This window comes from Paenibacillus sp. BSR1-1, assembly GCF_030403775.1.
Lineage (GTDB): Bacteria > Bacillota > Bacilli > Bacillales > Cytobacillaceae > Neobacillus.
The window spans coordinates 77,860-96,326 of sequence record NZ_JAQMWQ010000002.1 but is presented as its reverse complement, the minus strand read 5'-3'; the positions used below and the strand labels follow the sequence as shown (position 1 = coordinate 96,326).

Below are 18,467 nucleotides of genomic sequence, written 5' to 3'. Positions count from 1 at the left end.
CACGCCTATCCCTCCTTCACTTGTTTATCTGAGATTGTATTTTTTTCAATGACCATTTCTTTGGCAGTTCGCCCCTTAGACACAGTTGTTGATTTCTGACTGCCTTTCGATCTGATCATTTGGAAAAGACTAGAAACTCCTCCGACGATACCACGTGGGTAAAAAATAACCAATAAAGTTAAAATTGGTCCAAATATGAGCATCCGTTGATCCTGTAAATCTTGCAAAAATTGGGATAGCCAAACGATGAGCAGCGTACCGACAATAGGACCGGTTAATGTTCCAATACCCCCTACTAGTAAATAGGTTAGTAAGTCAAACGTAATCTGGATAGCACCAATGTCTGGTCCAATAAAGCGTACAAATGAAGCATACAAAGCACCAGAGAGACCTGCAAAGAACGTAGAAAGAACAAATACGGTTAATTTGTTTTTCATCGTTGAAATTCCGATGGTTTGCGCAAGATCCTCACTATTACGAATCGCAATATAGGTTCTTCCTGATAAAGAGTGAATAATTCGATACATAACTAGAACGACTAGGAGTAAGAACACTAAAACAAGATAATAATTTGATAGTTCGTTATCAAATTTGATTGGGCCAATATTGGCTGGGGCCGGAATCCCAATTAATCCGCGGACGCCTTCTGTAAGACTCTCCCATTTATCAATCACTAGATAAAGAATATAACCTAAGCACAAGGTATAAATGGCGAAGAAATGCTCCTTTGTCCGTAAGGCAATTATGCCAACGATAAGTCCTATGACACTTGTAATAACAAGAGCTAACAAAAACGCCAGCCAGAAATTCATTTGTGCTTTAACTGTTAAAATTCCAAGTGAATACGCACCGATGGCAAAGAATCCGGCATGTGCCAAGGAAAGGTATCCCGTATAACCAGCTAGTAAATTGAGACCATAAACCCCAATCATCCAGATGAAGGACAATGTCATGACGTGAATAATATACGTATTATTTTGAGTCATTAAAGGAAAGAAAACGGCAAGTAAAATTAATACAGGAATAACAATTTTTCGATTTGAGATCGTTGACATTAATGGCCCCCCTTTGAAAACAGTCCTGTCGGTTTAACTGTTAAGATAATAACGAGGAGGACAAAGGCAATGATATCCTTATAGTCATTTGAAATATAGGTTGCACCTAAACTTTCACTAAACCCTAAAATATAGCCTCCTACAATCGCGCCTGGAATACTTCCCATTCCGCCAAGGATGATGATTACAAATGCTTTTAAAATGACGAGTTGTCCCATTCCTGGGAATACTAGATTAATAGGTGCCGATAATGACGAAGCGATTGCAGCAAGGCCCCCTGAAATCATAAAAGTTAACATGGCAACCTTGTTTGTATTTACCCCAACTAAGTTTGCTCCTTCACGATTTTGCGACATGGCAATGATCGTTGCACCGGTATAGGTCTTTTTTAGGAATAGATATAACAAGATCATTACGACAATTGCAGCGATAACAATTAACAGCCTTTGCATAGTAATCGTTAAACCAAAGATTTGTACAACACTTTCATATGGGGTTGGCATTGACTGGTAATCAGCACCCCAAATTTTTTGAGCGAATGCTTCCAAGAATAAGAGAATACCAATGGCAGCAATCTTATCATGGATTGGTGGTGCCTCTCTAAGCGGATGAAAAACTAACCTTTCCATTAATACCCCGATAAGACCAACCACAATTATTGAAACGAATATCGCAATCCAGTAATGAAGTCCAAATTTGGTCATCATGGTTAAGGTTACATATCCACCCATCATGTATAACGCACCGTGAGCGAAATTTGGTATGTGCAGAATACCATAAACTAACGTTAATCCTAACGCTACTAGGGCATATACGCTTCCAATGGTCAGACCATTAAATAACTGCTGAATTAAAATCTCCATTGCTCTCCCCCTTTTTGGTTGAAACACTGCTTGTCCACAAAATATTCCATCCGGTGGGCCCTCCATTTAGAGTTCACCGTTTGATATTCACTATTATTGAACTGTATTTTCCGCTTTTGCTTTTTCCTCATCCTGCAGAGTACGCCATAAAATCTTTCCGCTGGATGTCATTGGGAACTGCTTTCTGAATTCAATGTATCTTGGGTATTTATACGCAGCCATATGTTCTTTTGACCACTCGATGATTTCTTCCTCAGTCACTTTCCCTTCAAAGCCTTCATTTAAAATGACAAATGCTTTGACGGTTTCTCCCCTCCTTGGATCAGGAACGCCTACAACACAGGCCTGTTGAATGGCTGGGTGTTTATAAAGATAGGATTCTACTTCTGTCGGCCAAACCTTAAATCCAGATGCATTAATCATCCGTTTCACACGATCGACTATGAAGAAATAACCTTCATCATCATAACGTCCAATATCACCTGTTCTGAAAAACTTCTTCCCGTCAATTTCGATAAATGAACTTCTATTTTCATCATCACGGTTATAGTAACCTACCATTACCTGCGGACCATTGACGATGATTTCCCCGACCTCACCGACACCTAGTTCTTTTCCGGTTGCAGGTTCAATGATTTTAGCATCCACATCAAAGGATGGAATACCAAGGCATTGCATTTTAGGACGTTCTGCCGGATTGAAATGGGTTTGGGCAATCGTTTCGGAAAGTCCATATCCTTCCACAAATCGTAATCCCGAAAGTTTATATAATTTTTCACCAACTGCCTCTGGCAGTGCAGCGCCCCCTCCAGAAATGGAGGTTAATGTGGAAATATCCTCTGCAACTAACTTTGGATTCGCTAAGAAATCGACAATCATTGTCGCTATTGTAACCCAATGAGTACATCCTAAATTCTTAATAAAGTCAACAGCAGTATCCCGGTTCCATCTGGTCATGATCACAATTGTACTGCCGCTGTATATTGGCATATGCATGCTATGCACCATTCCTGTGACATGGAAAAGTGGGAGCGTCATAAGGTGAATCGCATTTGGCGTTGACTGTGACCAATGATAACAGCCAACCGTGTTAGCCTGAACTGTCTTGTTCGTATGCATACAACCCTTCGGCAGCCCTGTTGTACCGGATGTATAAGGAAGGACGGCAAGGTCCTCACCCTTCGATGTATGTTCGGATGGGGTCAGATTTGCCTGAATAGCATCACACCAATGGTAATGGTTGGGTTCAGTGAAGGTTGCTCTTGGCAATTCAACCTCAGTCGGCAATACTCCTTGAAAATCTTCCCCTTTATAATCGGAATAAGCAGCAATTAATAAATTCTCTAGCGAAGTTCTGCCTAATAGGGGCTGGACTCGATCATATAGTTCTTGTCCAGCAATGGCTGTTTTGATTCCACAGTCTCGGATATAAAATTCTAGTTCATTGGCAACCAGCATTGGATTGATCGGTACTACAACGGCATTTGCCCTTATAATTGCATAATAGCCAATGATGAATTGCGGCGAATTTTGCATGAACAGCAAAACCTTGTCACCTTTACGGACTCCTAACTTGTGTTCTAAATACCCTGCTAAGGCATTGACTTCAGCATCCAGGTCCTGATATGTAAGTTTGTTTCCGTAATAATAAATAGCATCTTGTTCGGGATAACGGCGTGCACTTACTAGAAGGTTGTCATAAAGTGAAGTGGAAGGAACCTTCAGAGATTTTGCAAGTTTTGGCCAATATTTGTGATGAAGAGTTAACATGGTGCAGCTCTCCTTTTCAATTAGAATGTTAAATGGAGTTTGAAACCTTCTCAGGATTTGATATTCCGTTAAGGACCATATCTAGAAAAATCTCAACCACTTTTTCAACTGGGACTTCGCCGTCAGGATTGAACCAATAATAGCTCCAATTCGTCATTCCAAGAATCCCCAAGGTTAAGATATCTGCTCGGAATTCCTTCTTGAGTACACCTTGATTAATTCCTTCTTCAACCAATTTCTGCGTATTTCTTCGGAATTGAGCTCGTTTTTCTTTTATCTCTTCTACATGTTTTTCATTTAAATGCCTATTTTCCCTTGTAAAAATCCGGGCACTAGGGCCTTTAGATTGTATGTTGTTTATGAGCATAAAGATAATCTCATAAAGTTTTTTCGTAAAATCATAGGAATTGTTTTTTAAAATGACTTCCTGCTGTTTCACAATCTCCTCAATATACGATAAGTGAATATCCTTCAAAAGTTCTTCTTTACTGCTAAAATAATAGTAAAAGGTTCCCTTCGTAACACCCATTTCTTGAACAATATCCTGCACAGAAGTGGATTTAAAACCATTTTGGTGAAATAAATGGATACCTGTTTCCATAATTTTTTGCTTCATAGGATGTTCCTTTCGACTATTAATCTAGGTGGAGGGAAGGGGAGGCAACAAGCTGCCTCCTTTTCCTAATGTTTAGTTTTGATATTATTCGCGTTCAATGATCGTAGCGATTCCTTGACCGCCGCCAATACAAGCGGTAATCAAAGCATATTTTCCTTCGGAGCGATGTAACTCGTATACAGCTTTTGTTGCCAGGATAGCACCAGTTGCGCCTAACGGATGTCCATGGGCAATGGCACCCCCGTTAACATTTACTTTTGCGAGATCCATTTCAAGCTCACGATTACAGGCCAACACTTGAGCAGCGAAAGCCTCGTTAATTTCAATTAGATCCATTTGTTCAAGCGAAAGGCCTGATTTTTCCAGTACTTTTCTAACCGCCGGAACAGGTCCAATTCCCATGATATTCGGATCTACTCCCGCTACGGCATATTGGCGGATAACAGCTAACGGAGTAAGATTTAATTCTTCCGCTTTTTCTCTCGACATGATAACAAGAGCGGATGCGGCATCATTTAATCCTGAGCTGCTTCCAGCTGTAACTGTGCCGCCTTTCAAAAAGGCTGGCTGAAGCTTTTCCAATGCCTCGATCGTCGTTTGCGGTCTTGGGTGTTCATCGGTATTAAAGATCACAGGCTCACCCTTTTTAACGGGGATTGTGATCGGGACAATTTGTTCGTCAAAACGTCCCTCTTTCATTGCTGCTGCCATCCGCTGTTGACTTTGAAGTGAAAATTGATCTTGTTCTTCTCTTGAAATCTGGTATTTTTCCGCCAGATTTTCTGCAGTTATTCCCATTGGCGGATTACCGGCCTTTTCAGTTGATACCTGTAATTTAATAAAACTTGGTGGTTCAGCATGGTATGTTTTTTCCGGACGGGCCATCAAATACGGGGCACGGCTCATGCTTTCAGTTCCGCCAGCCACAAAGATATCTCCATCACCTGCTTTAATCGCCTGGGCTGCCAGATTAATAGCATTAATACCAGATCCACATTGACGGTCAACGGTTACCCCTGGAATATCAATCGATAATCCTGTTTGTATGACTGATAATCTAGCAATATTTCCTCCACCCGACAGAACATTGCCAAAAATAACATCATCAATCATTTCAGGCTTAATTTTCGCTCTTTTTACAGCTTCTTTGATCACTTCTGCACCCAACACATGTGCTGGAACGCCTGCTAGGGCACCGCCCTGCCTGCCGATCGCTGTTCGAACAGCTGAAACGATGACAGCATCTCTTTTCAAATATATCGACTCCTTTTATTCAAACTTTTTCCGATTGTCTTCTACATTGCATGAGCGCCGCCATCTACCACCACAATATCACCAGTAACAAAATTTGAAGCTGGTGCTGCTAAAAATAGCGCAACCCCTTTTAAATCAGTATCAGAGCCAAACTTTCTTAATGGTGTACCTTCGAGGATCGCTTCACCGCCCTCGTCAAGCAGTCCTTTTGACATTTTCGTTGGGAAGAACCCCGGTGCAATGGCATTAACGTATATACCATGTGGACCCCATTTAACTGCTAAATCTTTTGTAAAGGTTACGACTGCCCCTTTACTAGAGTTATAGCCAATGGCATTCATATATTTCGGATTGCTTCCTTGTAAGCCTGCAACAGATGCAATGTTAATGATTTTTCCAGCTTTTTGCTCGATCATGACCTTTCCGACTGCCTGGGACATTAAGAAGGTTCCGGTTACGTTAACATTCATAACCTTTTGCCAGGCTTCAAGCGGCATTTCTTCAACAGGAGCTCCCCAAGAGGCTCCACTATTATTTACGAGAATGTCAATTCGTCCGAACCTCTCCACTGTTTGTTCTACGACGTTTTTTACATCTTCAGGATTGGAAACATCACATTTTAATGCAAAGCTTTCAACCCCCAGCTTTCTAAGCCCTTCAGCCACTTCCTCACATGCCTCAAGCTTTCTTGAACAAACAACAACATTTGCTCCCGCTTCCGCAAAGCCCTCAGCGATTTGCTGGCCTAGACCTCTGCCGCCTCCAGTAACTATTGCCACTTTTCCTGTTAAATCAAACAGCTTTTGAACATGCATGGTACTTCCTCCTATAAAACCATTAACGGTATTTTTTTAATTCGTATCTTGCAATCGCTCGCTTGTGAACCTCATCCGGCCCATCCGCTAATCTCAAAGTTCGGATATTAGCCCAGCTGGCTGCCAGCGGTGTATCCTCACTGACCCCTGCTGCACCAAATGCCTGAATGGCGCGATCGATTACCTTTAATGCCATATTTGGAGCCACTACTTTAATCATGGCGATTTCTGCTTTCGCTTCTTTATTCCCTACAGTATCCATCATGTATGCCGCTTTAAGTGTCAGTAATCTAGCCTGCTCAATATCAATTCTTGCCTCGGCAATCCATTCCTGAATAACACCTTGCTCGGATAGCTTTTTACCAAAAGCTGTTCTGGATTGAACACGCTTACAAAGTTCTTCAAGTGCACGTTCTGCTGCTCCGATGGTTCTCATACAATGGTGAATTCTTCCTGGGCCGAGTCGACCTTGTGCAATAGCGAAGCCTTTTCCTTCATCCCAGAGCATGTTGGAAGCAGGCACTCGAACATTTTTATATTCAATTTCAGCATGTCCGTGCGGGGCATGGTCATAACCGAAAACCGGCAAGATCCGTTTAATCGTTACTCCCGGAGTGTCTAGTGGTACTAGAATCATAGATTGTTGCTCGTGAGTTGGAGCAGTTGGATCGTTTTTACCCATGACAATCGCTATCTTACAACGTGGGTCTCCGGCACCTGATGACCACCATTTCGTTCCATTGATGACATATTCGTCGCCATCCCTGATAATACTAGACTGGATGTTGGTCGCATCAGAGGAAGCCACATCTGGCTCTGTCATCGAGAAACAGGAACGAATCTCGCCGTTTAATAACGGTTTAAGCCATTGCTCTTTATGCTCTTCCTTTCCATATCGAACAAGGACTTCCATATTTCCTGTGTCTGGTGCTGCACAGTTAAATACTTCAGGGGCAATGCTGGATCGGCCCATAATCTCACAAAGCGGGGCGTATTCCAAATTCGTTAATCCGGCACCATATTCACTTTCTGGTAAGAACAAGTTCCATAAACCGTGCTGTTTTGCTTTTTCCTTCAACTCTTCCATGATGGGAGGAACCTTTGAAAACGGAGCATTTTTATCAATTTGCTCATGATAAACCTTTTCATTTGGATAAATATATTCTTCCATGAAGTCATTAAGCTTTTTTTGTAACTCTTGCACTTTTTCAGAATAAGTGAAATTCATCATTAACACTCCTTTTAACATACTAACTAGTTGGTATGTTACTAAATTTAATATATCCATAATTTTTAGAATATTCAACACACTGATTTTCGACAAATTTCTCATTGATATAGTAGAAACATATTTGTTTAGCCAAAAGAGCCTGTTTTTCTTGTATTAACAAAGATATTCTTATATTAATCTAGTAATTTTTTGAAATTTTTTTTATTACGACTGTCGAACTATCTTATAAACACCAGTGCCTTTTGCAATAAGTTGATTATTTTCATCGATTATTTCCGATTCAATCGTGGCTATTTTATAACCTTGCTGGAGTATTTTTGCCCTGGCAAAGAGATCTCCTGTGTTTATAGGAGCAAAATAATGCACATCTAAATTCACAGTTGATATAGATGTTTGATAAATTGTACGCAGTTGAATGGATTGAACCATGTCAAGCATGGAGGCATGGACTCCGCCATGCAGAGAATTATTAGTGTTTAATAAGTCTTTTTTTACAGCCAGCTTGAGTAAAATTTCATCTTCATTTCCGCTTACAATCTCAAATCCGATATGCTTAAAAAATGGATTCTTTTCAAAAATTTTATAAATTTCTTTTTCCACCATCAGCAACTTCCTCCCCCCTCCCTTCCTTACTTCTGTTTATTCGGAGTTGCCTTGAAAGTACCTATTCCCTTAGCAATTAAAACCCCGTCTTCGGTGAAGATCGTCCCCTCAGCCGTTACATATTTGCCTTCATGCTTCAAGATTTTTGTTTCCGCCTGATAAATATCCTTTGGCAATAGGTCAAAAAAGGAAAGATTTAAATTTATCGTGGTAGCAAAGGAACTCGTTTCTATGGAGATGGTGGCACCCATAGAAATATCGAGCATCGTTGAAAAAACACCAGGATGAATCGTTCCATCATCTTGGAGCAAATGCGTCTGCAAGGGTAAAGTTAATTCAAACTTATCAGCAATCGTGCTTCTAAACCCCATATAATCAAAAAATGTAGATGATGTCTTTGGTAGGTTCACTCCCATGTTCCTTTCTACATAACCTCGACCATCAATGCCATTCCTTGGCCTCCGCCGACGCAAAGAGTAGCGATTCCCCTCTTTTTCTCACGGCGTATTAGTTCATGGATTAAGGTGGTTATGATTTTTGCTCCTGTAGCACCCAGTGGATGTCCAAGGGCAATAGCGCCGCCGTTAACATTTACCTTATCCATATCTAAATTTAATTCACGAATAACCGCTAAGGCTTGCGCGGCAAAAGCTTCGTTCAGCTCAATTAAATCAATATCATCAAGAGTTAATCCTGTGCGCTCCAAAAGCTTTCTAACCGCCGGTACCGGTCCAATCCCCATGATTTCAGGAGAAACCCCAACAGAGGTCCAATCTACGATTTTGGCCAGCGGCTTTACCCCTAATTTACCAGCATGACTTGCTGACGTCAGTACTAATGCAGCTGCCCCATCATTTCTGCCACAGGCATTTCCAGCCGTAACTGTGCCATTTTCTTTAAAGGCAGGGCGAAGCTTATTAAGTGCTGCCAAAGAGGTTTCCGGTCTTGGATGTTCATCAACTGTAAAGATAAATGAGCTTTTTCTGCTTTTAATCTCAACCGGAACGATCTCATTCTGGAAATGATTATTATTGATAGCAGCAGAAGCCCTTAATTGACTTTGCAGCGAAAAAGCATCCTGGTCCTCCCGGGAAATCGAAAACCGCTCAGCAACATTTTCTGCGGTTATGCCCATACCAAGATCTTGGCCATAGATTTCAACTGGCTGTTGACCTGCTTCAGTATTCGAATCTACAAGTTTCGTATTATCTCCGCCAAAGCGGGAGTTTCTCAGATAAATAGGGGCATTGCTCAAGCTTTCTGTACCGCCCGTAACTACGATTTCTGCCTGCCCGAAAGCAATTTGCTGTGCGCCGGATGCGACCGCCTGCATGCCGGAAGCGCATAAGCGATTAATTGTAAACGCAGCAGCGCTTTCAGGGACCCCTGCCCTTAAGGCCGCAACTCTGGCCACATTCGAAGACTCAGTTGTTTGTCTGACTTCCCCCAATATTACTTCATCAACTTGATCGGCTGAGATCCCAGCCCTGTTAATCGCCTCTTTTATTGCAATGGAGGCGAGCTGTCCAGAATTAAGGCTTTTTAATGCACCGCCATACCTTCCGACAGGTGTACGAACAGCACTTAAAATAACAATCTCTTCCACTATAAAGTCCCTCCTGGATTAATAGATTAGCTATATTCTTTTTCTAATTGTGCGGCGATAATATTTTTCTGGATTTCAGAAGTGCCCTCATAGATCCTTGTAATTCTGGCATCGCGATAATAGCGTTCTACTGGATAATCGGCGATATAGCCTAGCCCCCCATGGATTTGCACAGCTTTATCTGCCACTCGGTTATATACCTCAGAACCATAAAGCTTCAGCATCGCTGCTTCTTTGATCACCTTCATTCCTTGATCAACCATCCAGGCGACACGGTAAGTAAACGAACGAAGTGCTTCAATTTCAACCGCCATCTCTGCCAGCATATGGCTGACTGCCTGATTTTTGATAATCGGCATGCCAAATTGGATCCGTTCTTTCGCATATCTTGTTGACATATCCAATAGTTTTTGACAGGATCCTAGATTCCGTGAAGCTAAACCAGCACGGCCATTTGCCAATATCTTTAACGCATTTACATAACCTTGGCCTTCAGCTCCCAATACATTTTCAACTGGAACTTCACAATCTTCAAAAATTAATTCTGCAGAATGCGATCCTCTTAAACCCATCTTTTTTTCAATTGCTCCCACTTGAAAGCCTGGAAAATTTTTTTCCACAATAAAGGAAGTAATCCCCTTGGCACCTTGATCAGGATCTGTAACGGCCATCACCGTAAAAACACTTGCCTCTGTGGCATTTGTAATGTAATGCTTCAAACCGTTTAAAATGTATTTATCCCCGCGTCTCACCGCTGTTGTTTTTAAATTAGCAGCATTTGATCCGGCAGCCGGCTCCGTTAAAGCAAATGCTCCCAGTTTTTCTCCGCTTGCCATATCGGGAAGATACTTTTTCTTTTGCTGTTCATTTCCCATTTCAACAATGCCCACAGTCCCAATTCCTGTATGTGCTCCAATTAATGTGGTATACCCATTATGTGTTTGTCCGATTTCCTCATATAAAGCACATTTACCCACCATGCCAATCCCAAGGCCGCCGTACTCTTCAGGTATACTTAAACCAAATAGTCCCAGTTCCTTGGAGAGATTAATGATTCTTTCAGGAATATGGTTATCTTCTTCAATTTGCATTGCAACAGCTTCAACCTCGGTTTGAATAAAATCTCTAATATTCTTTTTCATAAACAGAATGTCTTCGTCTAATTCAAAGTTCATTGTTGTCACCCCTAGTTCATCTAAATGTATCTTCTAAACCGTTTTCTTTGCTTCTTCTAACAGAACTCGCTTTAATACCTTTCCAACCGTATTCCGCGGTAATGCTTTGATGATCTCGAATTGTTTAGGCACTTTGTATCGGGTTAAAAGCTGATAGCAATGCTCACGCAACGCCTCTTCATTTATTTCCCTGCCATGTTTTGGCACGATATAGGCCTTCACCAATTCCCCCGCTTGGCTGTCCGGTATGCCAACCACTGCTGCTTCAAGGACATCAGGGTGTTCGTACAGCACTCCTTCAACTTCCTGCGGATATACATTAAACCCGCCAACAATAATCATTTCTTTTTTTCGGCCGACTATATAAAAATATCCGTCCTCATCCATCGTGGCTAAGTCACCAGTATAAAGCCAGCCATCACGCAGGGCGTGGTTCGTTTCCTCAGGCTTATGCCAGTATCCTGCCATCACCTGCGGCCCTTTTATCAATAATTCGCCTACTGACTTCTCCGGCAGATCTTCCCCATTATCATTAACAACGCGGCAGTCCGTTTTCGGCAGCGGAATTCCAATGCTTCCAACCTTCATCAATCCATCCGGTGGATTCCTGTGAGTAGATGGCGATGTTTCAGATAACCCATAGCCTTCACCTATGGATGCGCCTGTTAAAACTTCAAACTTCTTCAAGATTTCGATTGGTAAAGGAGCAGAACCACTGGTACAGGTTTTAAAGCTCGTTAGATCATAATTTTCAATATTTGGATAATTCACAAAGGCATTGTACATTTTAGGGACACCTGGGAAGAACGTCGGTCTGTGAGCTTGAATGAGATGGAGTACTTTTACCATTTCAAATTTATTGACCAATACATTGGCTGCGCCAATGTAAATGGATAGGTTCATTCCACTGGTCATCCCATACACATGGTAGAGGGGAGTTGCAGTTAAGATGGTTTCTTCGCCAAAAAACATTCTGGCTCCGTAAAGCGCTTTACTTTGAAGAACATTGGCTGTCAAATTAAAATGAGTCAGCATCGCGCCCTTCTTTTTACCAGTCGTTCCACCTGTATATTGAATGACGGCAATGTCATTTTGCGCATCAATAGCACATGATTCAGTCATTGGTGGATAGCTGTTAATTAACTGGCGAACACTGTAAAAATCTTTACTTCCTGCGGAAATTTCCGTGACATAAACTTCTTTAAAGCTATAAGATTCTTTGAGTTGTGATATTTTTTCAACACCAGACGGTTCAGTAACCAAATACGTTATTTCAGCATCATGAAAAATTTCAAGAAGTTCTCTTGGGGTGTAGTGCGGATTAATCTGAACAACAATCATTCCAAGCTTCAAAGCGGCGTAATAAGAGATTACATAATATGGATGATTGGACACCATTAATCCAAGTCTATCCCCCTTATTAGCTCCTCTGTTTCTCCATGCAGAGGCTAGCTTGTCTACTTGATCTTTCAACTGTTTATAGGTCAAGCTTTCATCTTCATAAATAATTGCTGTCTTGTCACCATATTTCCTTGCAGTATCCTCCAAAAATGAATATAAACTCACTTCCGGGATTGAGAAGGAAAGATTGGTCGTCTCGGGGTAATGATCCATCCAGGGACGTTTGTGCTCTGTAAACAAACCTTTCACCTCACTAAATGGAATCTCTTAAATATATACTTTATTTGTCTGGTAGTTTAAAAGATGATAAATGGTTTCAAGGACAGGAGTTGCTACCTCTAATTCCTTGCCTTTTTTTACGATATAGCCTGCGATGGATTCAAGCTCAAGTGTTTTTCCTTTCAGCTTATCCTGCAGCATCGAAGTATGATGATTTCTTGCCAAGTTTCCTTGTGCAAAAATGGTTTCGTAAAAATCCTCATCAATAGTAAAACCCAATGCTCTAGCAACTGCGATTCCTTCTTTACATATTTTTTCGGCAGAGGAATACAAGCCTTCATTTTCAAAGACAGCCCCCACCTTTGACTCAATTAATGCAGTTATTGGATTGAAGGTAACATTCCAAAGTAACTTTTTCCATTTAATCTCCAAAATATTGCTCGTGGTGAATGTATCTATGTTTGCCGCATTAAATTGAGCTGCAATTTCATTTACTTCTTCAGATAAACGATTATCCAATGCCCCAATCAAAAGCCTAGGTGGTACGCCAATTTGTTTCACAGCACCCGTTTCTGTTACAATGGCCTGGATATAAGTAGCGCAGGATAAAATCCGCTTATCCCCAAAAATGTCCGCAAGAATTTCTTCATTATCCACCCCGTTTTGAAACGTCATAATTAGGGAGGATTCTTTTAAAAACGGAAGGAACTTTGTTGCAACTTCCGTTGTACTTGTTGATTTCACGCAAAATAACAACAGGTCAATATCTGAAAAGGACTCATATTGATCGGTAAAGACTCCGTCAACAGTAAATCGCTCCACTTCACTTTCAATCGCTAGTCCTTTTTCTTGCATTCCTTGAAGTGTGGTTCCACGTGCTAAAAAAATAACCTCATGACCTGCCTTTTGCAAAAGCCCGCCAAAATATCCTCCAACGGCACCTGTGCCTGCTACCCCTATCTTCATATAAAAATCCTCCAGAAAAAATATGTAAGGATCTGAAAAGACTCAGCTTCATCTTTTCAGATCACTTAATTAATCCAATAAATCAGGTTGTTCTTTCACTATCCGATTCCATAATGGCTGGAATTGGAACCAGCCTGCTTCATGGGTTCCGACTGTTTCATAGGTTACAGCCGCACTTTCATCATCAATGACAATAGGTGTTCCTACCGACTCTGCAAGAATTTGTGCCTGACACGACCGTTCCATTGTAATAAACCACCATGCCGCTTCATCTACAGATTTTCCGACTGTCAATAGACCATGATTTCTTAAAATACATGCTTTTCGATTTCCTAAAGCTTTTCCAATCCGCTGGCCCTCCTCAATATCCAATACAACACCGGTAAAATCATCAAATAAAGAATGATCGTTATAAAATGCACAGGCGTCCTGGGTAATCGGATCAAGGGGTCGTCCAAGAGAAGACCATGATTTCCCGTACACCGAATGGGCATGTGCAGCGGCAATGACATCTGGGCGTGCGGCATGAACCTGAGAATGGATGGCAAATGCTGCACGATTAACAGGATAATTTCCTTCGACGACCACACCGTCATGATTACATAGAATTAAGTCGGAGGCTTTAATTTGACTAAAATGCATCCCGAATGGATTCACCCAGAAGTGATCCTTCCGCTCAGGATCGCGTGCCGTAATATGTCCGGCGACCCCTTCATCGAAGCCAAATTTAGAAAATAAACGGAAAGAGGCCGCTAATTTTTGTTTTAAATGCTGTCTTTCCTCTTCAACTGATAAGAAAACTGGCGGCTTATAGCTCAAAGTCATTTTAGTGGACATACTATCACCCTTTAATAATTGATAGAAATAAACCCAGCATTATGATCCATTAAATGCCGGGTTTTTTTAAATTTTCAATTCTGTTTATCTTGTTAGTATTGGTGATATACTACTTCACCTTTTAAAACATCCTTGCCCTGGCCGTTAACCGCTTGAACGGTAAAGCTAAGTTTATTTTCTTCTTTTTCCTTCAATACCGCTTTAAGGGTAATGACATCGTTTAAAAATACCATGCCTTTAAAACGGATTGAATAATCTTCGATGAAACCTTCCTCATAGTACTCAGTAAACAACTTTGCAAGGTTACCCATCGTCCACATCCCGTGTGCAATGATGCCTGGCAATCCTGCCTTACTCGCTTCATCGTCAATCGTATGAATCGGGTTAAAATCCCCGGAAGCCCCTGAATATTTAATCAGGTCCATTCTTGAAACAGGTTCTAATTGAATGTCTTTTAACGATTCGCCAATTTGTAATTCAGTAAGTGTACTCATCGGGTCAACACCTTCCTAACAGCTTCAGAAATGACAACCGTTGAGGTTGAACTAAAAATGGTATTCCCTGCAGCATCATCGCCATAGCTTTCGAGAACGAGGAAGCCCATTTCACCAAAGTTACCCTTTTTCTCAAAGTAGTTTTTTACTTTTGAATAACAGTAAACCTCTTCCCCCACTAATAAAGGACGGACATAATGAAAGGTTTGTTCCCCATGGATTAAGCCTTTATTTGGAAGATTCAATCCTTCAATCACACCATAATCAAAAACCCTTGGGAATGTCGGCGGTGCAATATTTTTACGGTATCTGGACTGTTCGCCAACTTCTTCATCAAAGTAAATCGGATGAAGATCGCCGATGGACTCGGCAAATTTCTTAACAGCTCCTCTTTCAACAACATTTTTCACTTTGTTTGATTGCTTGCCAATTTGATCTTTAAACAATTCATCCTCACCTCACCTAATTAACATTTTGGTCCGCCGGCAACATAGATGACTTGCCCATTTACAAATGAGGACTTTTCATCCGCAAAGAAAGCAACAGCATTAGCAATATCCTCAGGCTTCCCGCTTCTTCCCACAGGAATATTCGATACGCTTGCCTGGATTAATTGCTCAAAGGAAATGCCAATTCTTGAAGCCGTTTCTTTTGTCATATCGGTTTCAATAAATCCAGGTGCAACAGAGTTCGCAGTAATTCCATATCTTCCAAGCTCAATGGCCAATGTTTTAGTAAAGCCTTGTAAACCTGCTTTAGCAGCTGCGTAATTGGCTTGGCCGCGATTTCCAAGAGCTGAAGTTGAAGAGATATTAATAATACGTCCATACTTTTGTTCTACCATATACTTCTGAGCTGCACGTGCCGCATTAAACGACCCTTTCAAATGTACATCCATAACTGTTTGCCAATCAGAGTCTGTCATTTTGAACAACAGATTATCGCGGATCACACCGGCATTATTGACGAGAATATCAATCGAGCCGAATGTATCATGTACCTCTTTTGCAGCAGCTTCTACCTGCTCAGCATCTACAACGTTAGCCACCTTTGTATACACTTCATAGCCTTTTTCCCTGAATTCATTAGCAGTCTCACTTAATGCCTCTTCGTTTAAATCAATAATAGCAACCTTTGCCCCTTCGCTTGCAAAAAGCTCGACAATGCCTTTTCCAATTCCACGGCTTCCCCCTGTAACAAAAGCTACTCTTCCAGCGAATCTTCCTGCCATTTTTCTTCCTCCCAAATTAAAAATTTCTTTTAGACAACGCTTTCAAAAAAGAATTAAACGTATTGACCAACTTTTGCATGACCTTTAATCAAATTACGGGCAATAATCATACGCTGGATTTCATCAGTTCCATCGTAGATTCTCCATAGTCTTGCTTCACGGTACCAGCGTTCAATTGGCAATTCTCTTGTATAACCCATACCGCCATGAATTTGCAGAACTCGGTCTACCACTCTGTTACCCATATTTGCTCCATATAATTTAGCCATAGATGCAAGATGGCGATTATCTTCGCCTTGATCAAGGGTAAAGGCAGCATTTAGAACAAGCCAGCGGGCCGCTTCAATCTCAACGGCAGAATCAGCAATTTGCCATTGGATTGCTTGGCGCTCAGCGATCGGCTTGCCAAAGGTAATTCGTTCTTTGGAATAATCAATGGCCATTTGCAATAAGCGTTCAGCAGCCCCTACTGCTCTTGCACCGACAATCCATCTTGCAAATCCAATCCATTCTAAACCAAGATTGTAGCCTTTGTGCAATTCGCCAAGAATATTTTCCTCAGGAACGCGCACATTATCAAAAACCAAGCCAGCTGGACCCCATTCTCCCATTGTATGTATATATTCAGATTTCCAGCCCATATCACGGTCAACAATAAAACAGGTTACACCTTCACGTCCGCGTGTAGCTTGGTGTCTTTCTTTATCCGTAATGGCAATCGCCATAACGAAATCAGCTTCATTTCCGCCTGTAATAAAGGTCTTTTCACCATTGAGAACCCATTCGCTTCCATCTTTTACAGCCGTCATTTTGATATTTTGCGTATCAGAGCCTGCACCAGGTTCGGTCATGGCAAAGCATGATTTCTTTTCGCCATTGATGGTTGGGATTAGATATTTTTTCTTTTGTTCTTCATTTGCATAGTAAAGAATATTATCCGCAGAACCGCCAAACGAAAACGGAACAAACGTCTTGGAAACTTCCATTAACACAATCGCCATCATCATCTGACCTAAATCTGCACCGCCATATTGTTCAGGTGTGTTTATTCCCCAAAAACCTGCCTCTTTTGCCTTCAATTGTAATTCTTTTAATTTCCCTGGCGGCAGACTTGGTTTGCCTTCCCGCTCATTTCTAAGGACATCGTTTTCTAGTGGGATCAGTTCTTTTTCTACAAATCTTCTAATTGTTTTTTGCACCATTTTCTGTTCATCTGTCAAACGCAAATGCAAAGTAATCACTCCATTCTTATTCTTGCAATCTAGTTTTTTTACCATTAAAAATAATATGCAATGATCAATCGAAACATACCTACCGGTTGGTATGTAATTTAATTTTATTTCGAAATTTCAGAAAATACAAGTTTAATTTATATGAAATTGAATTTTTTTCTCTTTATTGACTATTTTTATGTAATATTACAAATGATATATATGATATTCCTAAGTGAATATCCGTTTCAAATCCTATGATGAGGTGATTTTTGATGAGCTATAAAGATCATTTAGATCCCCACTCTGAGCTATTTCACCATACATTTACCAGGCCGAAACGCCAGAAATCACAAGTGAATGGCCAAACAAGAGAGTCTCAAAACCAAATCATCTTAAGGAGCAATGCTAAAGCTCACCGCTGGTAAGAGCTTGGCAATGGAAACGAAATGGGCCTTTTCTCGATTAAAAAAATTGGGAAAAGGCCTTTCTGTTAATTGATATTCTTTGCTTTGAACGATAACATAAATTCAAGTTAAAAAACTTACAGGAGAGACAATTGCAATGTTTGAAGAGTTTAAAATCAGAGATGCAGAAGTAAACGATCTGCCGATTATTGTGGAAATTTACAACTCTACGATTCCCAGCAAAATGGTAACAGCTGATACCGAACCAGTAAGTGTGGAAAGCCGAAGAAAATGGTTTGACGAACATTCCCCTTCTTTTCGTCCTTTATGGGTGGTTGAAAGTAATGGCAATATATGCGCCTGGGTAAGCTTTCAATCGTTTTACGGCAGACCCGCCTATAATGCCACGGCTGAAGTTAGTATATACATTCATCAAGACTTTAGAGGAAAAAAACTTGGTAAATATTTAATTCAACAAACAATTGATGCCTGTCCAAAACTGAAAATCAAAACTTTGCTTGGATTTATTTTCGCCCATAATGAACCGAGTGTTAAATTATTCAACAGCTTTGGTTTTGAAAGATGGGCCCTCCTTCCAAATGTAGCTGAACTGGATGGGGTGGAAAGAGATTTATTGATCCTCGGTAAAAGACTATAAAAGGAGACCCTTCACATTGGTACATAAAGCCATAACTGATTTAAAATAGATTTCC

At 40.9% G+C, this 18,467-nt stretch carries 20 protein-coding genes; 2 read left to right on the top strand and 18 right to left on the bottom strand.

What is annotated here, in order from left to right:
• Window positions 1–5: 5 nt before the first annotated feature.
• From PH210_RS03670 to PH210_RS03585, 18 genes are all read right to left on the bottom strand, one after another.
• On the bottom strand, window positions 6–1,055 hold the full coding sequence (locus PH210_RS03670) for a branched-chain amino acid ABC transporter permease (protein WP_289983140.1): 1,050 nt from the start codon (window positions 1,053–1,055) through the stop codon (window positions 6–8).
• Window positions 1,055–1,918, bottom strand: a complete 864-nt coding sequence (locus PH210_RS03665) for a branched-chain amino acid ABC transporter permease (protein ID WP_289983138.1) — start codon at window positions 1,916–1,918, stop codon at window positions 1,055–1,057. The genes PH210_RS03670 and PH210_RS03665 overlap by 1 nt, the downstream gene beginning before the upstream one ends.
• Before the next feature lie 93 nt (window positions 1,919–2,011).
• Entirely contained in the window at window positions 2,012–3,688 is a 1,677-nt protein-coding gene (locus PH210_RS03660; RefSeq protein ID WP_289983136.1) for a long-chain fatty acid--CoA ligase, read from the bottom strand.
• A 28-nt stretch (window positions 3,689–3,716) separates the two neighbouring features.
• Window positions 3,717–4,304, bottom strand: a complete 588-nt coding sequence (locus PH210_RS03655; RefSeq protein WP_289983134.1) for a TetR/AcrR family transcriptional regulator — start codon at window positions 4,302–4,304, stop codon at window positions 3,717–3,719.
• 84 nt (window positions 4,305–4,388) lie between these two features.
• Window positions 4,389–5,558, bottom strand: a complete 1,170-nt coding sequence (locus PH210_RS03650; protein ID WP_289983132.1) for a thiolase family protein — start codon at window positions 5,556–5,558, stop codon at window positions 4,389–4,391.
• A gap of 41 nt (window positions 5,559–5,599) precedes the next feature.
• Window positions 5,600–6,373, bottom strand: a complete 774-nt coding sequence (locus tag PH210_RS03645) for an SDR family oxidoreductase (RefSeq protein ID WP_289983130.1) — start codon at window positions 6,371–6,373, stop codon at window positions 5,600–5,602.
• Window positions 6,374–6,395: 22 nt separating this feature from the next.
• Entirely contained in the window at window positions 6,396–7,601 is a 1,206-nt protein-coding gene (locus PH210_RS03640) for an acyl-CoA dehydrogenase (RefSeq protein ID WP_289983129.1), read from the bottom strand.
• A gap of 207 nt (window positions 7,602–7,808) precedes the next feature.
• Entirely contained in the window at window positions 7,809–8,207 is a 399-nt protein-coding gene (locus tag PH210_RS03635; protein ID WP_289983128.1) for a PaaI family thioesterase, read from the bottom strand.
• A gap of 26 nt (window positions 8,208–8,233) precedes the next feature.
• On the bottom strand, window positions 8,234–8,617 hold the full coding sequence (locus PH210_RS03630; protein ID WP_289983127.1) for a PaaI family thioesterase: 384 nt from the start codon (window positions 8,615–8,617) through the stop codon (window positions 8,234–8,236).
• Between the two features lie 14 nt (window positions 8,618–8,631).
• Window positions 8,632–9,816, bottom strand: a complete 1,185-nt coding sequence (locus tag PH210_RS03625; RefSeq protein ID WP_289983750.1) for a thiolase family protein — start codon at window positions 9,814–9,816, stop codon at window positions 8,632–8,634.
• 23 nt (window positions 9,817–9,839) lie between these two features.
• A complete protein-coding gene (locus PH210_RS03620) occupies window positions 9,840–10,988 on the bottom strand; it encodes an acyl-CoA dehydrogenase family protein (protein WP_289983126.1) in 1,149 nt (382 codons plus the stop codon).
• 33 nt (window positions 10,989–11,021) lie between these two features.
• Window positions 11,022–12,629 (bottom strand): long-chain-fatty-acid--CoA ligase, encoded by a 1,608-nt coding sequence (locus tag PH210_RS03615; protein ID WP_289983124.1) that lies wholly within the window; start codon window positions 12,627–12,629, stop codon window positions 11,022–11,024.
• Window positions 12,630–12,656: 27 nt separating this feature from the next.
• The gene (locus PH210_RS03610) at window positions 12,657–13,574 is read right to left on the bottom strand and encodes a ketopantoate reductase family protein (protein WP_289983123.1); all 918 of its coding nucleotides are present in this window, start codon (window positions 13,572–13,574) and stop codon (window positions 12,657–12,659) included.
• 69 nt (window positions 13,575–13,643) lie between these two features.
• Window positions 13,644–14,411 (bottom strand): class II aldolase/adducin family protein, encoded by a 768-nt coding sequence (locus tag PH210_RS03605; protein ID WP_289983122.1) that lies wholly within the window; start codon window positions 14,409–14,411, stop codon window positions 13,644–13,646.
• Window positions 14,412–14,503: 92 nt separating this feature from the next.
• A complete protein-coding gene (locus PH210_RS03600) occupies window positions 14,504–14,905 on the bottom strand; it encodes a MaoC/PaaZ C-terminal domain-containing protein (protein ID WP_289983120.1) in 402 nt (133 codons plus the stop codon).
• Window positions 14,902–15,351 (bottom strand): MaoC family dehydratase N-terminal domain-containing protein, encoded by a 450-nt coding sequence (locus PH210_RS03595; protein ID WP_223587797.1) that lies wholly within the window; start codon window positions 15,349–15,351, stop codon window positions 14,902–14,904. The genes PH210_RS03600 and PH210_RS03595 overlap by 4 nt, the downstream gene beginning before the upstream one ends.
• Before the next feature lie 20 nt (window positions 15,352–15,371).
• Window positions 15,372–16,136 carry a beta-ketoacyl-ACP reductase gene (locus PH210_RS03590; protein ID WP_289983117.1) on the bottom strand — a complete coding sequence of 255 codons (765 nt, stop codon included), beginning with the start codon at window positions 16,134–16,136 and terminating at the stop codon, window positions 15,372–15,374.
• 53 nt (window positions 16,137–16,189) lie between these two features.
• Entirely contained in the window at window positions 16,190–17,368 is a 1,179-nt protein-coding gene (locus tag PH210_RS03585) for an acyl-CoA dehydrogenase family protein (RefSeq protein ID WP_289983115.1), read from the bottom strand.
• A 254-nt stretch (window positions 17,369–17,622) separates the two neighbouring features.
• Here PH210_RS03585 and PH210_RS03580 point away from each other — a divergent pair, with 254 nt between their 5' ends.
• Both PH210_RS03580 and PH210_RS03575 read left to right on the top strand, forming a co-directional pair.
• Window positions 17,623–17,775, top strand: a complete 153-nt coding sequence (locus PH210_RS03580; protein WP_289983114.1) for a YpzG family protein — start codon at window positions 17,623–17,625, stop codon at window positions 17,773–17,775.
• A 136-nt stretch (window positions 17,776–17,911) separates the two neighbouring features.
• Complete coding sequence (locus PH210_RS03575) at window positions 17,912–18,412, top strand: GNAT family N-acetyltransferase (protein WP_289983112.1); 501 nt, start codon at window positions 17,912–17,914, stop codon at window positions 18,410–18,412.
• The last annotated feature ends 55 nt before the right edge of the window (window positions 18,413–18,467 follow it).

What these genes read in the sequence shown, in the direction of transcription:
- PH210_RS03670 (WP_289983140.1), bottom strand. Translation starts at nt 1,055, where the DNA reads ATGTCAACGATCTCAAATCGAAAAATTGTTATTCCTGTATTAATTTTA.
- PH210_RS03665 (WP_289983138.1), bottom strand. Translation starts at nt 1,918, where the DNA reads ATGGAGATTTTAATTCAGCAGTTATTTAATGGTCTGACCATTGGAAGC.
- PH210_RS03660 (WP_289983136.1), bottom strand. Translation starts at nt 3,688, where the DNA reads ATGTTAACTCTTCATCACAAATATTGGCCAAAACTTGCAAAATCTCTG.
- PH210_RS03655 (WP_289983134.1), bottom strand. Translation starts at nt 4,304, where the DNA reads ATGAAGCAAAAAATTATGGAAACAGGTATCCATTTATTTCACCAAAAT.
- PH210_RS03645 (WP_289983130.1), bottom strand. Translation starts at nt 6,373, where the DNA reads ATGCATGTTCAAAAGCTGTTTGATTTAACAGGAAAAGTGGCAATAGTT.
- PH210_RS03640 (WP_289983129.1), bottom strand. Translation starts at nt 7,601, where the DNA reads ATGAATTTCACTTATTCTGAAAAAGTGCAAGAGTTACAAAAAAAGCTT.
- PH210_RS03635 (WP_289983128.1), bottom strand. Translation starts at nt 8,207, where the DNA reads ATGGTGGAAAAAGAAATTTATAAAATTTTTGAAAAGAATCCATTTTTT.
- PH210_RS03620 (WP_289983126.1), bottom strand. Translation starts at nt 10,988, where the DNA reads ATGAACTTTGAATTAGACGAAGACATTCTGTTTATGAAAAAGAATATT.
- PH210_RS03610 (WP_289983123.1), bottom strand. Translation starts at nt 13,574, where the DNA reads ATGAAGATAGGGGTAGCAGGCACAGGTGCCGTTGGAGGATATTTTGGC.
- PH210_RS03605 (WP_289983122.1), bottom strand. Translation starts at nt 14,411, where the DNA reads ATGTCCACTAAAATGACTTTGAGCTATAAGCCGCCAGTTTTCTTATCA.
- PH210_RS03600 (WP_289983120.1), bottom strand. Translation starts at nt 14,905, where the DNA reads ATGAGTACACTTACTGAATTACAAATTGGCGAATCGTTAAAAGACATT.
- PH210_RS03590 (WP_289983117.1), bottom strand. Translation starts at nt 16,136, where the DNA reads ATGGCAGGAAGATTCGCTGGAAGAGTAGCTTTTGTTACAGGGGGAAGC.
- PH210_RS03580 (WP_289983114.1), top strand. Translation starts at nt 17,623, where the DNA reads ATGAGCTATAAAGATCATTTAGATCCCCACTCTGAGCTATTTCACCAT.
- PH210_RS03575 (WP_289983112.1), top strand. Translation starts at nt 17,912, where the DNA reads ATGTTTGAAGAGTTTAAAATCAGAGATGCAGAAGTAAACGATCTGCCG.